This window comes from Cystobacter fuscus (genome assembly GCF_002305875.1).
Classification (GTDB): Bacteria; Myxococcota; Myxococcia; order Myxococcales; family Myxococcaceae; genus Cystobacter; species Cystobacter fuscus_A.
The window spans coordinates 3,623,387-3,639,985 of record NZ_CP022098.1; the positions used below are offsets into that span (position 1 = coordinate 3,623,387).

At 69.3% G+C, this 16,599-nt stretch carries 11 protein-coding genes; 7 read left to right on the forward strand and 4 right to left on the reverse strand.

The features are described from left to right. Positions 1–3: 3 nt before the first annotated feature. Positions 4–2,469, reverse strand: a complete 2,466-nt coding sequence (locus tag CYFUS_RS14950; RefSeq protein ID WP_232537562.1) for a DNA internalization-related competence protein ComEC/Rec2 — start codon at positions 2,467–2,469, stop codon at positions 4–6. Between the two features lie 202 nt (positions 2,470–2,671). Here CYFUS_RS14950 and CYFUS_RS14955 point away from each other — a divergent pair, with 202 nt between their 5' ends. Next, the gene (locus CYFUS_RS14955; protein ID WP_002625147.1) at positions 2,672–3,166 is read left to right on the forward strand and encodes a CarD family transcriptional regulator; all 495 of its coding nucleotides are present in this window, start codon (positions 2,672–2,674) and stop codon (positions 3,164–3,166) included. Between the two features lie 84 nt (positions 3,167–3,250). On the opposite strand, the gene CYFUS_RS14960 is transcribed toward CYFUS_RS14955, so the two are convergent. Then, positions 3,251–4,513 (reverse strand): FHA domain-containing protein, encoded by a 1,263-nt coding sequence (locus CYFUS_RS14960; protein WP_095985843.1) that lies wholly within the window; start codon positions 4,511–4,513, stop codon positions 3,251–3,253. A 208-nt stretch (positions 4,514–4,721) separates the two neighbouring features. On the opposite strand from CYFUS_RS14960, the gene cysS reads away from it, so the two are divergent. Continuing rightward, on the forward strand, positions 4,722–6,188 hold the full coding sequence (gene cysS / locus CYFUS_RS14965) for a cysteine--tRNA ligase (protein WP_095985844.1): 1,467 nt from the start codon (positions 4,722–4,724) through the stop codon (positions 6,186–6,188). A gap of 180 nt (positions 6,189–6,368) precedes the next feature. Further along, complete coding sequence (locus CYFUS_RS14970; RefSeq protein ID WP_095985845.1) at positions 6,369–7,826, forward strand: hypothetical protein; 1,458 nt, start codon at positions 6,369–6,371, stop codon at positions 7,824–7,826. Positions 7,827–7,903: 77 nt separating this feature from the next. Here CYFUS_RS14970 and CYFUS_RS14975 read toward each other — a convergent pair whose 3' ends face one another. Continuing rightward, the gene (locus tag CYFUS_RS14975) at positions 7,904–9,292 is read right to left on the reverse strand and encodes a glycosyl hydrolase (RefSeq protein WP_095985846.1); all 1,389 of its coding nucleotides are present in this window, start codon (positions 9,290–9,292) and stop codon (positions 7,904–7,906) included. Positions 9,293–9,495: 203 nt separating this feature from the next. Here CYFUS_RS14975 and CYFUS_RS14980 point away from each other — a divergent pair, with 203 nt between their 5' ends. After that, positions 9,496–9,975 (forward strand): hypothetical protein, encoded by a 480-nt coding sequence (locus tag CYFUS_RS14980; protein ID WP_095985847.1) that lies wholly within the window; start codon positions 9,496–9,498, stop codon positions 9,973–9,975. On the opposite strand, the gene CYFUS_RS14985 is transcribed toward CYFUS_RS14980, so the two are convergent. Next, a complete protein-coding gene (locus CYFUS_RS14985; RefSeq protein ID WP_232537563.1) occupies positions 9,962–10,999 on the reverse strand; it encodes a serine hydrolase domain-containing protein in 1,038 nt (345 codons plus the stop codon). The genes CYFUS_RS14980 and CYFUS_RS14985 overlap by 14 nt on opposite strands. A 175-nt stretch (positions 11,000–11,174) precedes the next feature. On the opposite strand from CYFUS_RS14985, the gene CYFUS_RS14990 reads away from it, so the two are divergent. From CYFUS_RS14990 to pheA, 3 genes are read left to right on the forward strand one after another with little or no spacing between them, the layout of a single operon-like run. After that, on the forward strand, positions 11,175–14,138 hold the full coding sequence (locus CYFUS_RS14990; RefSeq protein WP_198316583.1) for an ATP-binding protein: 2,964 nt from the start codon (positions 11,175–11,177) through the stop codon (positions 14,136–14,138). A gap of 16 nt (positions 14,139–14,154) precedes the next feature. Then, complete coding sequence (locus CYFUS_RS14995) at positions 14,155–15,738, forward strand: sensor histidine kinase (protein WP_095985850.1); 1,584 nt, start codon at positions 14,155–14,157, stop codon at positions 15,736–15,738. After that, positions 15,735–16,595 (forward strand): prephenate dehydratase, encoded by an 861-nt coding sequence (pheA, locus tag CYFUS_RS15000; protein WP_095985851.1) that lies wholly within the window; start codon positions 15,735–15,737, stop codon positions 16,593–16,595. The genes CYFUS_RS14995 and pheA overlap by 4 nt, the downstream gene beginning before the upstream one ends. Positions 16,596–16,599: the final 4 nt, after the last annotated feature.

A 16,599-nucleotide genomic window follows, 5' to 3' on the forward strand; every position in this document is an offset into this window, starting at 1 on the left:
GCCTCAAGGCTGGTGATGGGAGAGCGCGGGTGCAACCACATCCTTGTCCTGCGTCGAGGAAGGCAGGAAGGGGCTCAGGCGCACGTCGTGTCCGTCACTTTCGAGGGTGATGGCACCTTGAATGTCGGTGCGCAGACACTCCGTTCCCAAGGCCCGGTAACGCGCTTCCACCTCCGGGTGCGGAAAGCCGAAGCGGTTGCGACGGCCCACGCAGAAGATGGCGAAGCGCGGACGCAGCCGGGCGAGCAGGCCCTCGGTGGAGGAGGTGCGCGAGCCATGGTGGGGCGCCTTGAGCACCGCCACCGGTCCGAGCGCTCCCTCCGCGAGCAGGGCCTCCTCGCCCGCCTCCTCCACGTCTCCGGGGAGCAGCACGGTGACGTCGCCATGGCGCACGAGCAGCACCACGCTCGTGTCGTTCTGGCCCTCCAGCAGCACTCGATCCTCCGGCGGTCCAAGCACCTCCAGCGTGGCCTCCCCGAGGCGGTACGGGGCATGGCCCCGCTGTACTTCCTCGACGTGGGCTCCCGCGGCCGAGGCGATGAGCTGCCGCGACAGGGGCCCGTCCGCGCTGTCCGCGGGCAGCCACAGCCGCTCGGTGGGCACCTGTTGCAGCGCGGAGATGAGACCGAGCGCGTGATCCGGGTGGGGATGGGAGAGGACGGCCAGGTCCAACCGCTCGATGCGGGAGGCGCGCAGGAAGGGGACGACGACGCGCAGTCCCGGATCCGCGCCGCCGGGCACACCGCCTCCATCGAGCAGCGCGTGGTGTCCCGCGGAGCTGAGCACCATCGCATCTCCCTGGCCCACGGAGAGGAAGGTGATGCGCAGGCCCGGCTCGGGAAGGACGCGGGGGAGCAGCAGGGCGAGCACCAGGCTCGCGGGCACGAGGAGTCCCCCCAGACGCCAGCGCCGCTCGCCCAGGGCCCAGCACGCGAGCCCCACGCCATAGAGCAGCGAGGCGGCGGTGCCGAACGAGGGCAGCTCCACGGTGGCCAGGGGCACATGGGCGAAGAAGCGGGTGAGCCAGAGCAGCACCTGCGAGGCCCATGCGCCGCCCCACAGCAGCGGGGTGGCGAGCACGGGCGCCGCGACGAAGAGGGCCGCGCCGCCCGCGGCGAAGCCGGTGAGCAGGCCACACAGGGGCAGACAGACGATGTTGGAGACGAGCCCCGCGAGGCTCGCGCGGCCAAACGTCCCGGCCACCAGTGGAAGACTCGCGACGGTGACGGCGGCGCTCGCGCAGAACGTCTCCAACACCGTCTCCCGCGTGCTCGCCAGCAGGCGCCGCAGCCGGTGCGGCTCGCGGGGATCGGGGGGCGGCAGGGGGACGGCCTCGCGCAGCGCGGGGGTGAGCAGCAGCAGGCTGAAGACGGCGAGGAAGGACAGTTGCAGCGAGAGATCGGAGACGCTCGAGGGCGCCCAGACGACGAGCAGCGCGGCGGCGGCGGCGAGGCTGTTGAGCCCATCGGCCCGGCGCCAGAGCGTGAGCCCCAGCAGGACGACGGTGGCCATCACCGCCGAGCGCACCGCGGGAGGCTGGTTGCCGGTGAACACGACATAGGCCCAGACGAAGGGAATGGCGGCGGGGGCCGCGAGCCGCCGCGCATCCACCCGCCGCGAAATGGGCAGGGCCGCGCCCGCGCGCACGAACAAGCCTCGCAGCAGGGCGAGCGTCATGAGCGCGAGCGCCGCCACGTGCAGCCCGCTCACGCTCAACACATGCGCCAGCCCGCTGCGCGAGAAGTCCTCCTCCAGGGCGTCATCGAGCGCGGCGCGCTGTCCGGCCGCGAGCGTGAGGAAGAGGGTGGCCGCGTCGGGCGACGGCGCCACGGCGTGCACCGCCCGGGCGAGCCCCTCCTGGAGTCGGACCAGGGCCTCGCGCCAGTGCGGGGCGGGGGACAGCACGAGCAGGCGCGCGGGCTCGAAGCCTCCGGTGAAGGCCATCCCCTGTCGCCACCGTTTCGCGGAAAAGTCCTTTTCTCCTGGATTCGCGGCGGGCTCGAGTGGCCGGAGCCGGGCTTCCAGGCGCAGGCGCTGTCCCGGCAGGAGCGGGGCAAGCGCGCCTCGCGCGGACAGGAGGGCGCGGAAGCGAGCGGGAGTTTCGGCCCTGGCGCCCACCCGGACGACGGCCAGCAGCAGGCGCGTGGAGTCCGCGGTGACCTCCACGCGCTCCACCTCGCCCTCCAGGACCGCGCGTCCTCCTTCCCTCAGTCCGGCAGGCACCTCCGCCCCGGCCTCCAGGGACGCCAGCCCCGCGCCCGTGAGCGCCAGGGCCCCGAGCACGCCCAGATGGGCACCAGGCAGGCGGGCGAGCCCCAGGGCGCCCACCGCCACGGTGGAAGCCATCAGTAATTGGAATGCTCCCTCGCCCGCGCTCGTTTGTATCCACAGACCCGCGCCGAGCATGAGGCTCACGGCGGGAAAGAACAGCGGACGTACGGTCAGATCTCGCCACGACGAACGGCCCATCACCCACCCCCCACCCACTCCGTCCAGTCAGGGTGTAGCACTCTACCCAAGAGGACACCCACGCAAAGCGGCGCAGGCTAGTCCGGAAAAACCCGCCGGGTCAAGACGCCAAAGTTGCTGGAGGGGTTGGATTGTGGTACGAGTAGGACGTTTTCCGAGGCCGGGTGTCGAGACCAAGCCATCCTAGAGGAGGCGGTAACGAGTGCAGACGAGCTTCAAGACCGGCGATAAGGCTGTGTACCCCGGGCAGGGTGTGGGCGAGGTGATGGGCATCGAGCACACCGAAGTCGCCGGGCAACGTCAGTCCTTCTACGTGTTGCGAATCCTGGAAAACGGGATGCGCATCATGATCCCAATCAACAAGGTGGGCTCGGTCGGCCTCCGGGAAATCATCAGCGAGGAAGACGTCAAGCAAGTCTATTCCATCCTGAAGGAGAAGGACATCTCGGTCGACTCCACGACGTGGAACCGTCGCTACCGGGAGTACATGGAGAAGATCAAGACCGGCTCCGTGTTCGAGATCGCCGAGGTGCTGCGCGACCTGTACCTGCTCAAGGGTGACAAGGATCTGTCCTTCGGTGAGCGCAAGATGCTGGACACGGCGCGCTCGCTGCTCATCAAGGAACTGTCGCTGGCCAAGGACTGCTCCGAGGACGAGATCGAGTCGGACCTGAAGAAGATCTTCAACATCGCCTGAGCCTCCTCGGGTGGACGTTGAAAACCCCGGCTCCCCATGTGGGGACCGGGGTTTTTCTTTGGCCCCACGGGCCCGCCCGGGCGGCTACGGGCCCTTGAGCTGGGCCTGGGCCTGGGTCAGCGCCTGACGGATGCGCGGCGCGTACGCTCCCCACCCCTGGGCAATCTGCCGATCCAGGGCGTGCGCCTCGGTGAAGTGGCGGACGGCGGCCGGGGCGTCCCGGGCTTCGAGGGCGGCCTGGCCCGCCTTCCACGCCTGCTGGAAGCGCTCCAACAGCAGGGCCAGGTTCTCCACGCGCTCGCGCCGGGCGAGGCTCAGGGCCGCCTCGACGTGTCCCGACTCGTATTGGGCGAGGACCTCTGCCTCCGCGTCGGGATTCGGGGCCGCGTGGGGCTCGGGCGGCGGAGGCTTCGGGGCGGTCTTGACGGAGCCCTCCTTCACGGCGCGGCCGGTGTCCCGTCCCGGACGGGCGGTGGGGGCGGCGGGCCGGGCCTCCTCGGCGAGCGCCTGGGCACTCGCGGTGGGTGGCGTGGCCTCGGGGACTGGAGCAGGGGGCTCCGCGGTCACCTCCACCTCGATGTCCGGCTCCCGGGCGCGGAACGCCTCGGATTTCTCCACCGGCGGCTCATCGCGCAGCAGCCGGACCGCCGAGAGCGTGAGGAACACGGCCACCAGGCCGCTCGACGCGGCGGCGAGCAGGATGAGGCGCTGGGCGCTCAGGCCCACCCGGAGGGGCGAGGCGCGCCGGCCGTCGGCGCCGCGGCGCGAGGGCATGGGTCCCGGCCCTCTCACGCGCAGCAGCGCGTTGCCCAGGGCGATTTCATCCCCCGAGCGCAGCTCGCGTTCGCCCGTGAGCCGGACGCGGTTGACGTAGGTGCCGTTCTGGCTGCCCACGTCCTTGAGGAGGAGTCGGTCTCCCAGGCGGGTGAGCTGGGCGTGGCGCCGGCTGATGGAGGGGTGCTGCAGCCGCAGGTCGGACGAGGAGGCGCGGCCCAACGTCAGCACCCCCTGCTTGATGGGGACCAGCTGGCCCGTTCCGGGACCGCGCTCGACATAGAGGCAGGCGCGCTCGTGGCCGGGATCCTCGTACTCACCGGAGGAGAAGCGGGTGGGAAACTCGCGGTCCCGCTCTTGTCGAGAGGCGCCCGCCGCGTGCCGACGCGAACGGCGCGGGCCCACGGGAAACTGGGGCACGCGCTGGGGTCGCGGATCATCGGCCTGCAGGGGCGCCACTTCGTCGTCATCGAAGGGCAGGTCCACATCATCCGCGGGCGCCGTGGTCTCTCCCCCCTCCGCCACGGAGGGCGGGGCGGAGCGGGGCGGGCGCTTGGGATTCGGAGGACTCATGGGGGTGCTTCTCCCAGGATTCGATGGCCGGGCGAGACGGGGGGTCTCCCGGGGCAGCAGGATAGTCTTTTTTCGGCCGGGAAGGGGGAGCGAGGGCCCATCTATGTTGACTGAGTAGTCGGGCCGTTGTGAAAGTCCCGTCTTTCCGACTGCACGCCGGAATCAGCAGCCGGAAATCGAGAATCGACCGTCCTGGAGGTTCGTGCACGTGGCCGCCGCATCCATCCGCCTTTTCAACACGATGACGATGCAGAAGGAGACGCTGGTGCCTGTCGTCCCGGGCAAGCTGGGCGTCTATGTGTGTGGCCCGACGGTCTACAGCTACGTCCACATCGGCAACGCACGCACGTTCACGTCCTTCGATGTCGTGGTGCGTTATCTGCGCCACCGCGGCTTCGACGTGACGTACGTGCGCAACTACACCGACGTGGACGACAAGATCATCAAGGCCGCCCAGGAGACGGGCGAGGCCCCGGTGGCGCTGGCGGCGCGGTTCGTGGAGGCGTTCCGCGAGGATGCCCGGGCCCTGCACCTGCTGGAGCCGGACGTCTCGCCCAAGGTGAGCGATCACATTCCGGAGATCCTACGCATCATCGGGAAGCTGGTGGACAAGGGCGTGGCGTACGCCTCCCAGGGCGACGTGTACTTCTCCGTGCGGCGCTACCCCGACTACGCGAAGCTGTCCAAACGCGACCTGGATGAGCTGTGCGTGGGCGAGCGCGTCCAGCCCGGAGAGCAGAAGCACGAGCCACTGGACTTCGCCCTGTGGAAGGCCGCCAAGCCGGGCGAGCCGTCCTGGGACAGCCCCTGGGGCCCGGGCCGGCCCGGGTGGCACATCGAGTGCTCGGCCATGAGCGAGCGCTACCTGGGCGAGACCTTCGACATCCACGGCGGCGGGTTGGATCTCATCTTCCCTCACCACGAGAACGAGCTCGCCCAGAGCGAGGCCGCGAGTGGCCACACCCTGGCGCGCTACTGGATGCACTGCGGCTTCCTCGATCTCGAGGGGGCGAAGATGTCCAAGTCGCTCGGCAACGTGGTGCGCCTGCGCGAGGCACTGGAGCGGGTGGACGCCGAGGCGCTGCGCTTCCTCTTCCTCTCCACGCACTACCGCCACCCCCTGGCCTTCTCGGACAAGGGCCTGGCGGACGCCGAGCTGCGCATGGAGTACTTCTACGAGACCCTGCGCAAGGTGGACGAGCGCGTGGGAGGCAAGGAGTTCGTCCCGGGCCCGCTGCACGGCGACGCCGCGCGCTTCATGGCGGACTTCGAGGCCCAGATGGATGACGACTTCAACTCGGCGGGCGCGCTGGGGGTGCTCTCGGGCCTGTTCGCGATGATGAACGAGCTGGTGGACAAGCCGCCGGTGAAGGACAAGGCCCTGGTGGGCCGCACCCTGCGGGCGTTGCGCGAGGACGTGCGCAAGGTGTCGGGCATCCTCGGCTTGTTCGAGGAGGAGCCGGCGTCCTGGCTGCTGCGGCGTCGGGATCGGGCCGTGAAGGAGCGGGGGCTCGACGTGGCGCGGGTGGAACAGTTGATGGCGGCGCGCGCGGAGGCCCGCAAGGCCAAGGACTTCGCCGAGGCGGACCGGCTGCGCGGCGAGCTGAAGTCCCTGGGCGTGGAGATCATGGACACCGCGGCGGGCACCCTGTGGAAGGTGGCCGCGCCCGCGTAGGGCCCTCTCTTTTTTTTGCTGCTATCCAGGTGCCGACGAACGACGAGTCCCCGAGGGCTCGTCGCTCGCCGATGACGCAGTGTTTCCGCTTGCACCGCGACAGATACGGATTTCTCGTATTTATCAGTTTCCAAGAAAACGCTAGGGTTGGACGCCTACTTACTCACCGGGAGTCCACCCATGCGCTCGAGGCCGCGGTCCATCTTCATGACGATGATGTGGGGAGTCGCTCTCGCGGGAGGTTCCGCGTTCGCGGAGAGCCCCCAGCCGTCCGACGCGGCGTCTTCGCGGGTGGCCCTTGCGGCGAGTGCCAGCACCTCGCGTTGGACGGAGGAGTTCGCCACCGGCGAGGGCACGGGTGAGCTCGTGCGCACCCGGGAGGGGTTGCTCTTCGAGCCCTATGCCGTCATGCGCAGGCCCGAGGGGTTGAGCCGGCTCACCGGCCTCTACACCTTTCCGGCCCGTCGGCTGGAGCAGCCCGTGGACACGATCCGGCCGCTGCTCCAGGCGAGTGCTTCCCCGGAGATGGGCGTCGAGGTGGATGTCCGGGTGCGTACGCCCGATGGAGCCTGGAGCGAGTGGCGCACCGCCAGCGCGGGAGAGGTCGCGCACCTGCCTCGCGCCGGCACGGAGGTGCAGGTGAGGCTCGCGCTCCTCGCGGACGAGCACGGCCGCGGTCCCGTGGTGCGGGAGGTGCGGCTGGAGGGCTCGTTGGAGGGAGGCGCGTCGGGGGAGGAGTTCCAATCCCTGGCGGCGCTGAGCTATCGCGTCTTCGCCACGCGCGAGGGCCTGGTGGGGGGCACGACCGCCAATGGCCATGTCATCAAATCCAACGATCGTTTCGTGGCGCTGCCGTCGCGCCGGGCGCTCGCGTCCAATGGCGGCTCCGAGTACCAGGTGAAGGTGTGCTACCCGAAGACGGGCAAGTGCACGACCACCTCCGTCTGGGACGTGGGGCCCTGGAACACGAAGGATGACTATTGGAATCCCTCGAGTGTCCGCGAGATGTGGAAGACCCTGCCGCAAGGCAAGCCCGAGGCCCAGGCCGCCTATCAAGACGGGTTCAACGGCGGGTTGGATCAATTCGGGCGCCGTCCCGCCAACCCCGCGGGCATCGACATCGCCGACGGGGCGTTCTGGACGGACCTGGGGATGAGCAACAACGACTGGGTCGACGTGACGTACCTGTGGACGTCGGGAGGGAGCACCCCCACGGGCCTGGTCATCGACAGCAACAACGCCAACAACGACAGCACCCGGGGCTACATTCAGCTCGCGGGGACCAGCTGGGCCTCGTCCACGAACGTGGCGGGCTACTACGGCTCGAACTATCTCGCCTCGCCCACCGCGGCCGTCTCCGAGCCGGCGACGTTCTGGTTCTACCTGCCCACGGCGGCCACCCGGACGATCGACGCCTGGTGGACCGCGGCGAGTGATCGCTCGACGACCGCGCCCTTCATCATCTGGGACGCCAATGGCACCCAGCTGGCCACCGTGAAGGTGAATCAGCAGGCCAACGGCGGCAGGTGGAACACCCTCGGCACGTGGAGCTTCCCCGCGGGCTGGAACAAGGTGCAGTTGAGCCGCTGGACCACGGCGGGCGCCTACGTCATCGCCGACGCGATCCAGGTGCGGTAGCGGCCTTTCTCATGAGCGGCATCGCCGCCCGGAGTCCGCTCGGGACTCCGTGGCGGCGGACGCCCTGGCTCCTCCGCCTACTTCGCGGTGAAGGGGGTGTCGTTGCGGTAGAGGAGGGTCTTCGACCAGTCGGGCAGGAAGACCAACGTGTCGACCCGGTAGGTCCCCGCCGCGAGCGACGTCGGAATCGTGAACGCCGTGGTGTACGAGCGCGTCTGCCCGGCGGTGAAGGCCTGGGCCGTATAGCTCTTCTCCGACACCAGCGCCGTCGTGGCGGCATTGCGGATCTCGTACTTCACCACCAGGCTCCTGGCCGTGGACGAGGTGACCGAGCCGGAGACCTGGAAGCTGGTTCCCCGCGTGACGGTCGTGGGGCTCACCGTCGCCTGGGTGGTCGAGATGGCCTCGGTCGGCTCCGGCTCGGTGGGCGTTTGCACGTAGTAGCTCTTGAACAGCGCGGCCGAGTTGGGGAACTCGGTCTGGAAGCCATGGCCGCTCCGGCTGTCCACGTCGGAGAGCTGGTGATGGCCGTCCGACGCCTGGTAGTCGAAGTACGAGTGGTAGCCGACGTTGTTCGCCGGGTTGAAGATGAACGCGAGCATCTGCCCGACGTAGTAGGTGTTGTCCCCGCCGCCATGGGTGGCCGCGTCGTTCACGCCCCACTCGGGAACGGACAACGGCTTGCCATGCGCTTGCGCGAAGGTGCGGAACTTGCTCAGCGCCGGAGCGAACTGCGCGTTCCAGACCGACTGCCAGCGGCTCTGCGCGCACGAGCCCGTGCAGCCCGCGGGAACCGGATAGGCCCCGTTCCAGCCCTGGTCATACAGGTCGAACCCGATGTAATCCACATACGCATCCCCCGGGTAGGTGGCGGCCAGATCGCTGGACGAGATGTCGTAGTTGGGATTCCAGTCGAACTTGAAGCCGGCGGACGGCTGGGCGGCGCGCATGGCCGTCACGATCTTGCGGAAGCAGGCGGCGAAGTGGGCCTGCTGTCCATTGCCGGAGTACCACGGCATCCAATTGCCGCTGAACTCCCAGCCCAGACGGATGATGGTGTTCTGGAGCTCGTAGGAGACCAGGTTGTTCGCCAGCGTCTTGAACCGGTAGTCGTAGGCGCCCTGCGCGCACTGCGCCAGCGAGCCCTGCCCACTCGGGAACATGGCGACCGAGTAGTTCAGGCGCCGGCCCGGCTTCGCGTTCACCCACGTGCTCCAAGAGCTGAGCTGCCAGGAGGGGTTCTCGATGTTTCCCCAGGTGTCCTTCGCCTGATGGCCCTGGCCCATGGTGACCTCGTGGCCGAGCCAGGTTGAATAGGCGTTGATGACGTCGGGATTCGAGTAGACCTCACCCCGGTACACACCCGTCAGCGGCTCCGCGGCCGCACTCGCGCCCCAGCCCAGGACGGACATGGCGGCGAGGCCAGAAGCGAGCGTGAGTCCGACGGTTCTTGCACCAATCTTCAAGGCGACTCTCCAATTTTACGGTTCTAGGAGGATTGTCGGTTCTGCCCGCGAAAGGTTGCTGGTGCGCGCCGCATCCTGAGTCGCTTCGGGCGCTCTCTTGACGGCGATCCACCCGGAGTGTTCTCGCTGTTGACAATCCGTTCCATTCGCTGCTGCTGTGGGATGGGTCGGATGTGCCCTTCCGAGAAGGAACGTGTTTCGAAATGAAGACCGTCATCCTCGCTCTTGCCGCTCTGTTCTTCGCCATGCCTTCAGCGGCCGTCGACCAGAAGTCGTATCCCAACGCCAGACAGAGCTATCCCTTCGTGGTGAAGATCAGCGACTTCTACGGGGCGGAAGGGTTCGGCTTCGATTACTACCTCGACAAATCGAAGCTCGTGGTCGTCTTGTGGGACGACCTTGGGAGTCCCCGGAAGGAAGTCCTCTCGAAGTCGCTGACGAAGGCCGAAGTCAGGGAGTGGGCGAGCTATCTCGAACGTCTGCCCATGGGGCAACTGAAGGAGTCGTATGTCAATTCCAGCGTCGACGACGGCTTGCAGCAGACGTTTACCTTCAAGTCGGGCGGGAGGGAGAAGACGGTGGATGTCCGCAACATTCGAGTCGAGGAGCTCGAGAAGCTCTGCCGGAAGCTGAATCTCCTGATACCCGACAAGCACATGCGGCTGCGAGTCAGTGATGGGTGAGGAGCGCGAACCCGGGCGCTTCGACGGGCACGCGCCGCAGCAGCGAGGCGAAGGCAGAGGGCGCATGGTCCGACAGCACGACGACTCCGGTGTCCGTCTCCACCGAGAAGCCCAGGAAGCCCGAGTAGCCGCCCATCGCCGAGGAGCGCCACACGACGGGCCTGCCCCGCACCCGTGACACGTTCCATCCGAGCCCCACCCGCTTGCCCCAGGCCTTCACGCGCGGGGTGTGCGCCAGCCGCGCGGCATGGGTGAGCCCGACCTGCCAATGCCCCAGATTCGCGTCGAGGAAGCGCAGCAGGTCGGGCACCGTCGAGTAGAGCGCTCCCGCACCGGGCAGTGCCGGCCAGGTCCAGGCGGGCACCGGCTCGCCCCGGGCGGTGTGGCCGCGAAGCACGCGCGGCTCCTGCGTCTCGGAGGGACGGGCAGTGGTGTCCCCCAGCTTCAGCGGCGTGCACAGCCAGTCGCGCACCGCGTGTGCGTAGTTGAGCTTCAATCGGCGCGAGAGCGCATGGCCGAGCACTCCCATGCCGATGAGGGACTCGGCGTACCTTCGTGGCGGCGGACGCGCAGGGTGGTAGCCGCGCAGGAAGTCCCCGAAGAGCGTCGCGTTGTAGTGGCCGTAGGGGTCGGCCGGGTTCCACGTGCCCGTCCACAGGTTCGGCGGCTCGTACGGCATGCCCGAGGTATGCGTCGCCAGTTGCTCGAGCGTGATGCGGCCGGCGGCCGCGTCCGGCAGGAGCGAGCGGGGTATCAACTCCTGCAGCGGCGTGTCGAGCCTCGCCTCGCCCCGGTCCACCAACAGTGCCAGGAGGGTGCCGGTGAAGACCTGGGTGAGCGCCCCCAGGGCGTACAGGGACTCCGCGGCGGGGGGCTCACCCTGGCCGCGCTGCATCCGCACGTGGTGCTCGCCCCGGTGCGTGATGCCCACGCACAGCGCGGCCGAGGGATACGCGCCCACGTAGCGCCGGGTGGCGAGGAGCAGGGCGTCAGCGGGTGAGCCAGGGGTGTCACGAAGGTTCATGGGGCCAGGGGACGGCGCGCTCACGCGCATGGAATTGTCGGGCGGACGAATATCCCATCCATTGGAATGACGGCGAGCGCTCCGTCCAGGGTCGGAGTCTTTCGCGCCGGGGGAGGGGATGTTGTATGTCCGTCGCTCGCGGGCCCGAGCTCCCGCCGTTTCCCCGGGAGGCTCCTTGGAGACACGCACGACCAGTGTCCTGCTCGTTGATGATGATCCCTCCAACCTCTCCACCCTGGAAGCCGTCCTCGCGCCGCTCGGCCAGCGGCTGGTGATGGCGGATTCCGGACGCGAAGCGCTCCGGTGCGTGCTCGAGGAGGACTTCGCCGTCATCCTCCTGGACGTGCGCCTGGGGGACATGAGCGGTCTCGAGGTCATGGAGATGCTGCGCGAGCGCGAGCGCAACCGGCGCACGCCCATCCTGCTCATGACGGCGGCGGACATCGCGGTGCCGGAGCTGCTGGAGGGCTACGCCCACGGCGCGGTGGACTACCTCAGCAAGCCCCTCGTTCCCCAGGTGCTGCGCGCCAAGGTGGCCACCTTCGTGGAACTCCAGCTCGCGCGCGAGCAGGTCCGCCGTCAGCAGGAGGCCCAGCGCGTCCTCGAGCGCAGGCAGTGGGAGGCCGAACAGAGCGGCCGGTTGCACGCGCTGCTGCTCCAGGCCCCGGTGGCCGTCGCGATCACCCGCGGCCCCGACTTCATCCTCGAGTTCGCCAATGCCTTCTACGAGAAGGTCATGGGCCGCTCCGTGGAGCTCGGCCAACCGCTGCTCACGCTGCTCCCCGAGCTCGAGGCCCAGCCCGGGCTCCTGGAGGGCCTGCGGCGCGTGCTGGAGACGGGCGAGCCCTTCTTCGGCCATGAGTTTCCCGTCACCCTCAACCGGGGAGAAGGGGGCGCGCCGGAGGAGGCCTACTTCGATTTCATCTATCAGGCCGCCCGAGATCCGACCGGGCACATCACGGGCGTCATCTCCATCTCCGTGGAGGTGACCGGCCACGTCCGGGCGCGGCACCACTCGGAGCTCCTCGCCGGGGAGTTGCACTCGCGCACGGAGGCGCTGCGCGAGAGCGAGGAACGGTTGCGGCTGGCGGTGGAGTCCACGGAACTGGGCACCTGGGATCTCAACCCCCTCACCCGGGAGCTGAGCTGGGACGCACGCTGCAAGGCGCTGGTCGGAGTGCCACCGGAGACCCAGCCCGACCTCGAGTTGTTCTTCACGAAGGTGCACCCCGAGGATCGCGAGCGGGTGTTGGCGGCGCTGCGGCGAGCCATGGACCCCACGGGCGGCGGCCAATACGACGTCGAGTACCGCCATGCCGAGCGGCGGGAGGACGCGGAGTGGTGGATGCGCGCCACGGGCCGGGTGCACTTCGAGCAGGGCCGCGCGGTGCGCTTCACGGGCACGGTGCAGGACATCTCCGAGCGCAAGCACGTGGAGCGCGAGCGTGGCCGGTTGCTGGACGAGGCTCGTCGGCGGGCCGAGCAGCTCCGGGGGTTGACCGAGGCGGCGCTGGCCATCAACGCCGTGGAGGGCATCATGCCGGCGCTGTCGCTCATCGCCGAGCGGGCGCGGGTGCTCGGGGGGGCCCAGCGGTGCACGGTCAGCCTGACGGACGGCCACGAGGGCGTGGAGTCCATCACCGCCTTGTCGCTCGCGGATTCTTCCCTGGCCCGGCGCGGCGACGAGTCCTGGAGCGAGGAGGCCGGTCTGGCCGCCCGGGTCCGTGACTCGAACCAGCCCCTGCGTCTGACCCGGGAGGAGCTGCGGGCTCATCCTCCGTTTCCCTCCCCGCGCGGCTGGCTCGCCGTGCCCCTGGTGGGCCGCGATGGCGCCCACCTCGGCCTGCTCCAGTTGTCCGACAAGGAGCGGGGCGACTTCACCGCCGAGGACGAGGCCATCGTCATGCAGCTCGCCCAGATGGCGAGCCTCGCCGTGGAGAAGATCCGCCTGTACGAGCTTGCCCGCGCCCAGCGCCGCAACCTGTTCGCGGCGCTGATGCAGATGCCCGAGCCCCTGGCGGTCCTGCGGGGCCCGGACTTGCGCTTCGAGATGGCCAATCTCACCTTCTCACGTGCCGTGGGCGTGCGGACCCTGGAGGGCCGCCCCATTCGCGAGGCGATGCCCGAGCTGGAGGGACAGGACCTCTTCGAGACCCTGGAGCGTGTGTACCACCAGGGGGAAGCCGTGCTGCGCAAGGAGGTGGTGCTGCGCTGGCGGCGCTCGCCGGAGAGCTTCCTGCGTGAAGGCATCTTCAACCTCGCCCTCCAGCCCCTGCGCGACGGGGAGGGCCGGGTGGAGGGCATCATCGCCGTGGCCTTCGCGGTCACCGATCAGGTCCTCTCCCGGCGGGAGATCGAGGCGCTCGCCGAACAGCTCCGCCACAGCGAGCAGCGGTTGATCACCCTCGCCGTCGACCTGGAGGACCGGGTGCGCGAGCGCACCGCTCAACTCGAGGCCGTCAACCAGGAGCTGGAGTCCTTCAGCTACTCGGTCTCGCATGATCTGCGCGCCCCGCTGCGCCACATCATCGGCTTCGCCCAGCTCCTGGAGCGGCGCGCGGGCCCCGTGCTGGACGAGGTGTCGCGAGGGCACCTCAAGACCATCACCATCGCCGCGCACGATGGCGGCACGCTCATCGATGATCTGCTCGAGTTCTCCCGGATGGGCCGCGCGGCGCTGCGCCAGTCTCGCGTGAACCTGGAGGAGCTGGTGCGCGAGGTGCTCCGTGGCCTCGAGCCCGACATCAAGGGACGGAGCCTGGAGTGGCGGATAGGGGAGCTGCCCGCGGTCAAGGCCGATCCGGTGCTCGTGCGCCAGGTGCTGCGCAACCTCCTGGCCAATGCCCTGAAGTACACCCGGCCCCGGGAGCATGCCCTCATCGAGGTGGGGGCCCGTCAGGAGCAGGGCGAGGTGGAGGTGTGGGTGCGCGACAATGGGGTCGGCTTCGACATGCGCTACGCGGACAAGCTCTTCGGTGTCTTCCAGCGCTTGCACACCGTCGAACAATTCGAGGGAACGGGGATCGGATTGGCCAACGTGCGGCGCATCATCTCCCGGCATGGGGGCCGTACCTGGGCGGAAGGCGCCGTGGATCAGGGGGCCACCTTCCACTTCACCCTGCCCCGGGCCGCTTCCTGATAAGACGGACTCCGCCGTGAGCGAACTCGAGAGAACCTTCCTGGTGGATGCTCCCCCCTCCAGGCCCCTGTCGCTCCTCCTGCTGGAGGACAGCGTGCTGGATGCGCAGCTCATCTCCGCGCGCTTCGAGGAGGCGGGACTCGACGTGCGGCTGGTGCGCGTGGACAACCAGGCGGGGTTCACCCGGGCACTCGAGGGGTGCCCCTTCGATCTCATCCTCTCCGACTACAACGTCCCGGGCTTCGATGGTCTGGCCGCGCTGAGCGCCGCCCGGAGCGCCTGTCCGGACACGCCCTTCGTCTTCGTCTCCGGCGCGCTGGGCGAGGAGCGGGCCATCGAGCTGCTCAAGCGCGGGGCGACGGACTACGTCCTCAAGGACCGGTTGGATCGGCTCGTGCCGTGTGTGTCGCGGGCCCTGCGCGAGGCGGAAGGGGAGCTGCGGCGCAAGCGCGCCGAGGAGGCCCTGCGCAAGTCCGAGGAGCGCTACTCGCTGGCCATCCGGGCGACCTTCGATACCATCTGGGATTGGGATCTGGAGACGGACTTCCTGCACTGGAACGACACGCTCCAGCAGGTGTTCGGCTACACCCCGGAGCAGCTCGGCTCCCATCCCGACCGGTGGGCCGAGCGCGTCCACCCCGAGGAGCGCGAGCAGGTGGTCCAGGGCCTCCGAGGCGCCATCGGCTCGAGCGTGGAGCACTGGATGGCGGAATACCGGTTCCTGTGCGCGGACGGCGTCTGGCGCCATGTGCTGGATCGCGGCTACATCGTCCGGGAGTCCGACGGAAGGCCCGTGCGCATGGTGGGCGCCATGCAGGACATCTCCGAGCGCAAGCGCACCGAGGAGGAGCGGCAGCGGCTGCTCCAGGAGGCCCACCGCCGGGCCGAGTTCGAGCAGCAGCTCATGGGCATCGTCAGCCATGACCTGCGCAACCCCTTGAGCGCCATCCTCATGGCCGGCACGCTGCTCTTGCGCCACCAGGACACCCAGCCCTGGCAGGCCAGGACGGCCTCGCGCATCGTGTCCTCGGCGGAGCGCGCCCACCGGATGATCCGGGATCTGCTCGACTTCACCCAGGCGCGTCTGGGCGGTGGCATCCCCGTGAGCCCCGCGCCGCTGGACCTCCACGAGCTGGCGGCCCAGGTGGTGGAGGAGGCCCGCACGGCCCACCCCGGGCGCGAGCTGCTGCTGTTCCGCACGGGCGATGCTCAGGGGCGCTGGGACGCGGATCGCATCGCGCAGGTGCTCTCCAACATCCTCGGCAACGCCCTGCGCCACGGCCTGGAGGGCACCCCGGTGCGTGTCGAGACGGAGGGGACGGAGGCGCAGGTGCTCATGCGGGTGCACAACCAGGGCGAGCCCATCCCCCCGGACCTCTTGCCGCACCTCTTCGAGCCCCTCACGCGCGGTGGCACACGGCCCGGGCACTCCGACCGGAGCATCGGCCTGGGGTTGTACATCGTGCGGCAGATCGTCCTGGCGCACGGGGGCAGCGTGGAGGTTCACTCCACGGCCGACGAGGGCACCCTGTTCACGGTCCGCCTGCCCCGGCTCGCCGACGCGCGGCCGGCTTCCACCGACGAGGAACGTTCGACATGACGCGGATCTCCCTGCTCGGGCCCGGGACGTTCTCCGAGGAGTCCGCCCGCCACTTCCTCGGGGCGGTGCCCCACCAACTGCTTCCCTGCACGCTCATCGCCGAGGTCTTCCAGGCGGTCGTGTCGGGCCGGGCCGACCTCGGTGTCATCCCCATCGAGAACACCCTGGAGGGCTCGGTCAGCCAGCACCTGGACTGGCTCGTGCACGAGGTGGATCTGCCCATCCAGGCCGAGTGGGTGTACCCCATCACCATGAACCTCATCGGCCATGGCCGGGTGGGGGAGGGGGATTCGCAGGCCCGGCTGGCGCTCGTGCGCGAGGTGCTCTCGCATCCGGTGGCGCTCGGGCAGTGCCGCGAGTTCCTGCGCACCCGGCTGCCCCACGCCCAGGTGGTGCCGGTGAGCTCCACGGCGGAGGGCGCGCGCCAGGTGCGCGAGCGCGCGTCGGAGCAGGGGCTCGCCGCCATCGGCAGCGCCGCGTCCGCGACCCTGTATGGGTTGGACATCCTGGCGGCGCACATCGAGGACCACCCCGACAACGCCACGCGCTTCGTGCTCGTGGGTCCCCGGCCCTTGTCGCTCGCGCGGCCGGGACGCCCGAAGACGAGCCTGCTCATCACCCTGCCCGCGGACTTCCCCGGGGCGCTCCATCAGGTGTTGTCCGTGTTCGCCCGCCAGCAGGTCAACCTCGTGCGGATCGAGTCCCGGCCCACCCGCAAGCGCCTGGGCAACTACTTCTTCTTCATCGATGTCGATGCCGCCCTGTCCGCCGAGCCCCTGTCCGCCGCCCTCACCGAGATAGAATCGCTGGGTTGTTCGGTCCGGGTGCTCGGTTCGTACCCCAGTCACGGAGTGTAGGTCG

What these genes read in the sequence shown, in the direction of transcription:
- CYFUS_RS14950 (WP_232537562.1), bottom strand. Translation starts at nt 2,469, where the DNA reads ATGGGCCGTTCGTCGTGGCGAGATCTGACCGTACGTCCGCTGTTCTTT.
- CYFUS_RS14960 (WP_095985843.1), bottom strand. Translation starts at nt 4,513, where the DNA reads ATGAGTCCTCCGAATCCCAAGCGCCCGCCCCGCTCCGCCCCGCCCTCC.
- CYFUS_RS14970 (WP_095985845.1), top strand. Translation starts at nt 6,369, where the DNA reads ATGCGCTCGAGGCCGCGGTCCATCTTCATGACGATGATGTGGGGAGTC.
- CYFUS_RS14980 (WP_095985847.1), top strand. Translation starts at nt 9,496, where the DNA reads ATGAAGACCGTCATCCTCGCTCTTGCCGCTCTGTTCTTCGCCATGCCT.
- CYFUS_RS14985 (WP_232537563.1), bottom strand. Translation starts at nt 10,999, where the DNA reads ATGAACCTTCGTGACACCCCTGGCTCACCCGCTGACGCCCTGCTCCTC.
- pheA (WP_095985851.1), top strand. Translation starts at nt 15,735, where the DNA reads ATGACGCGGATCTCCCTGCTCGGGCCCGGGACGTTCTCCGAGGAGTCC.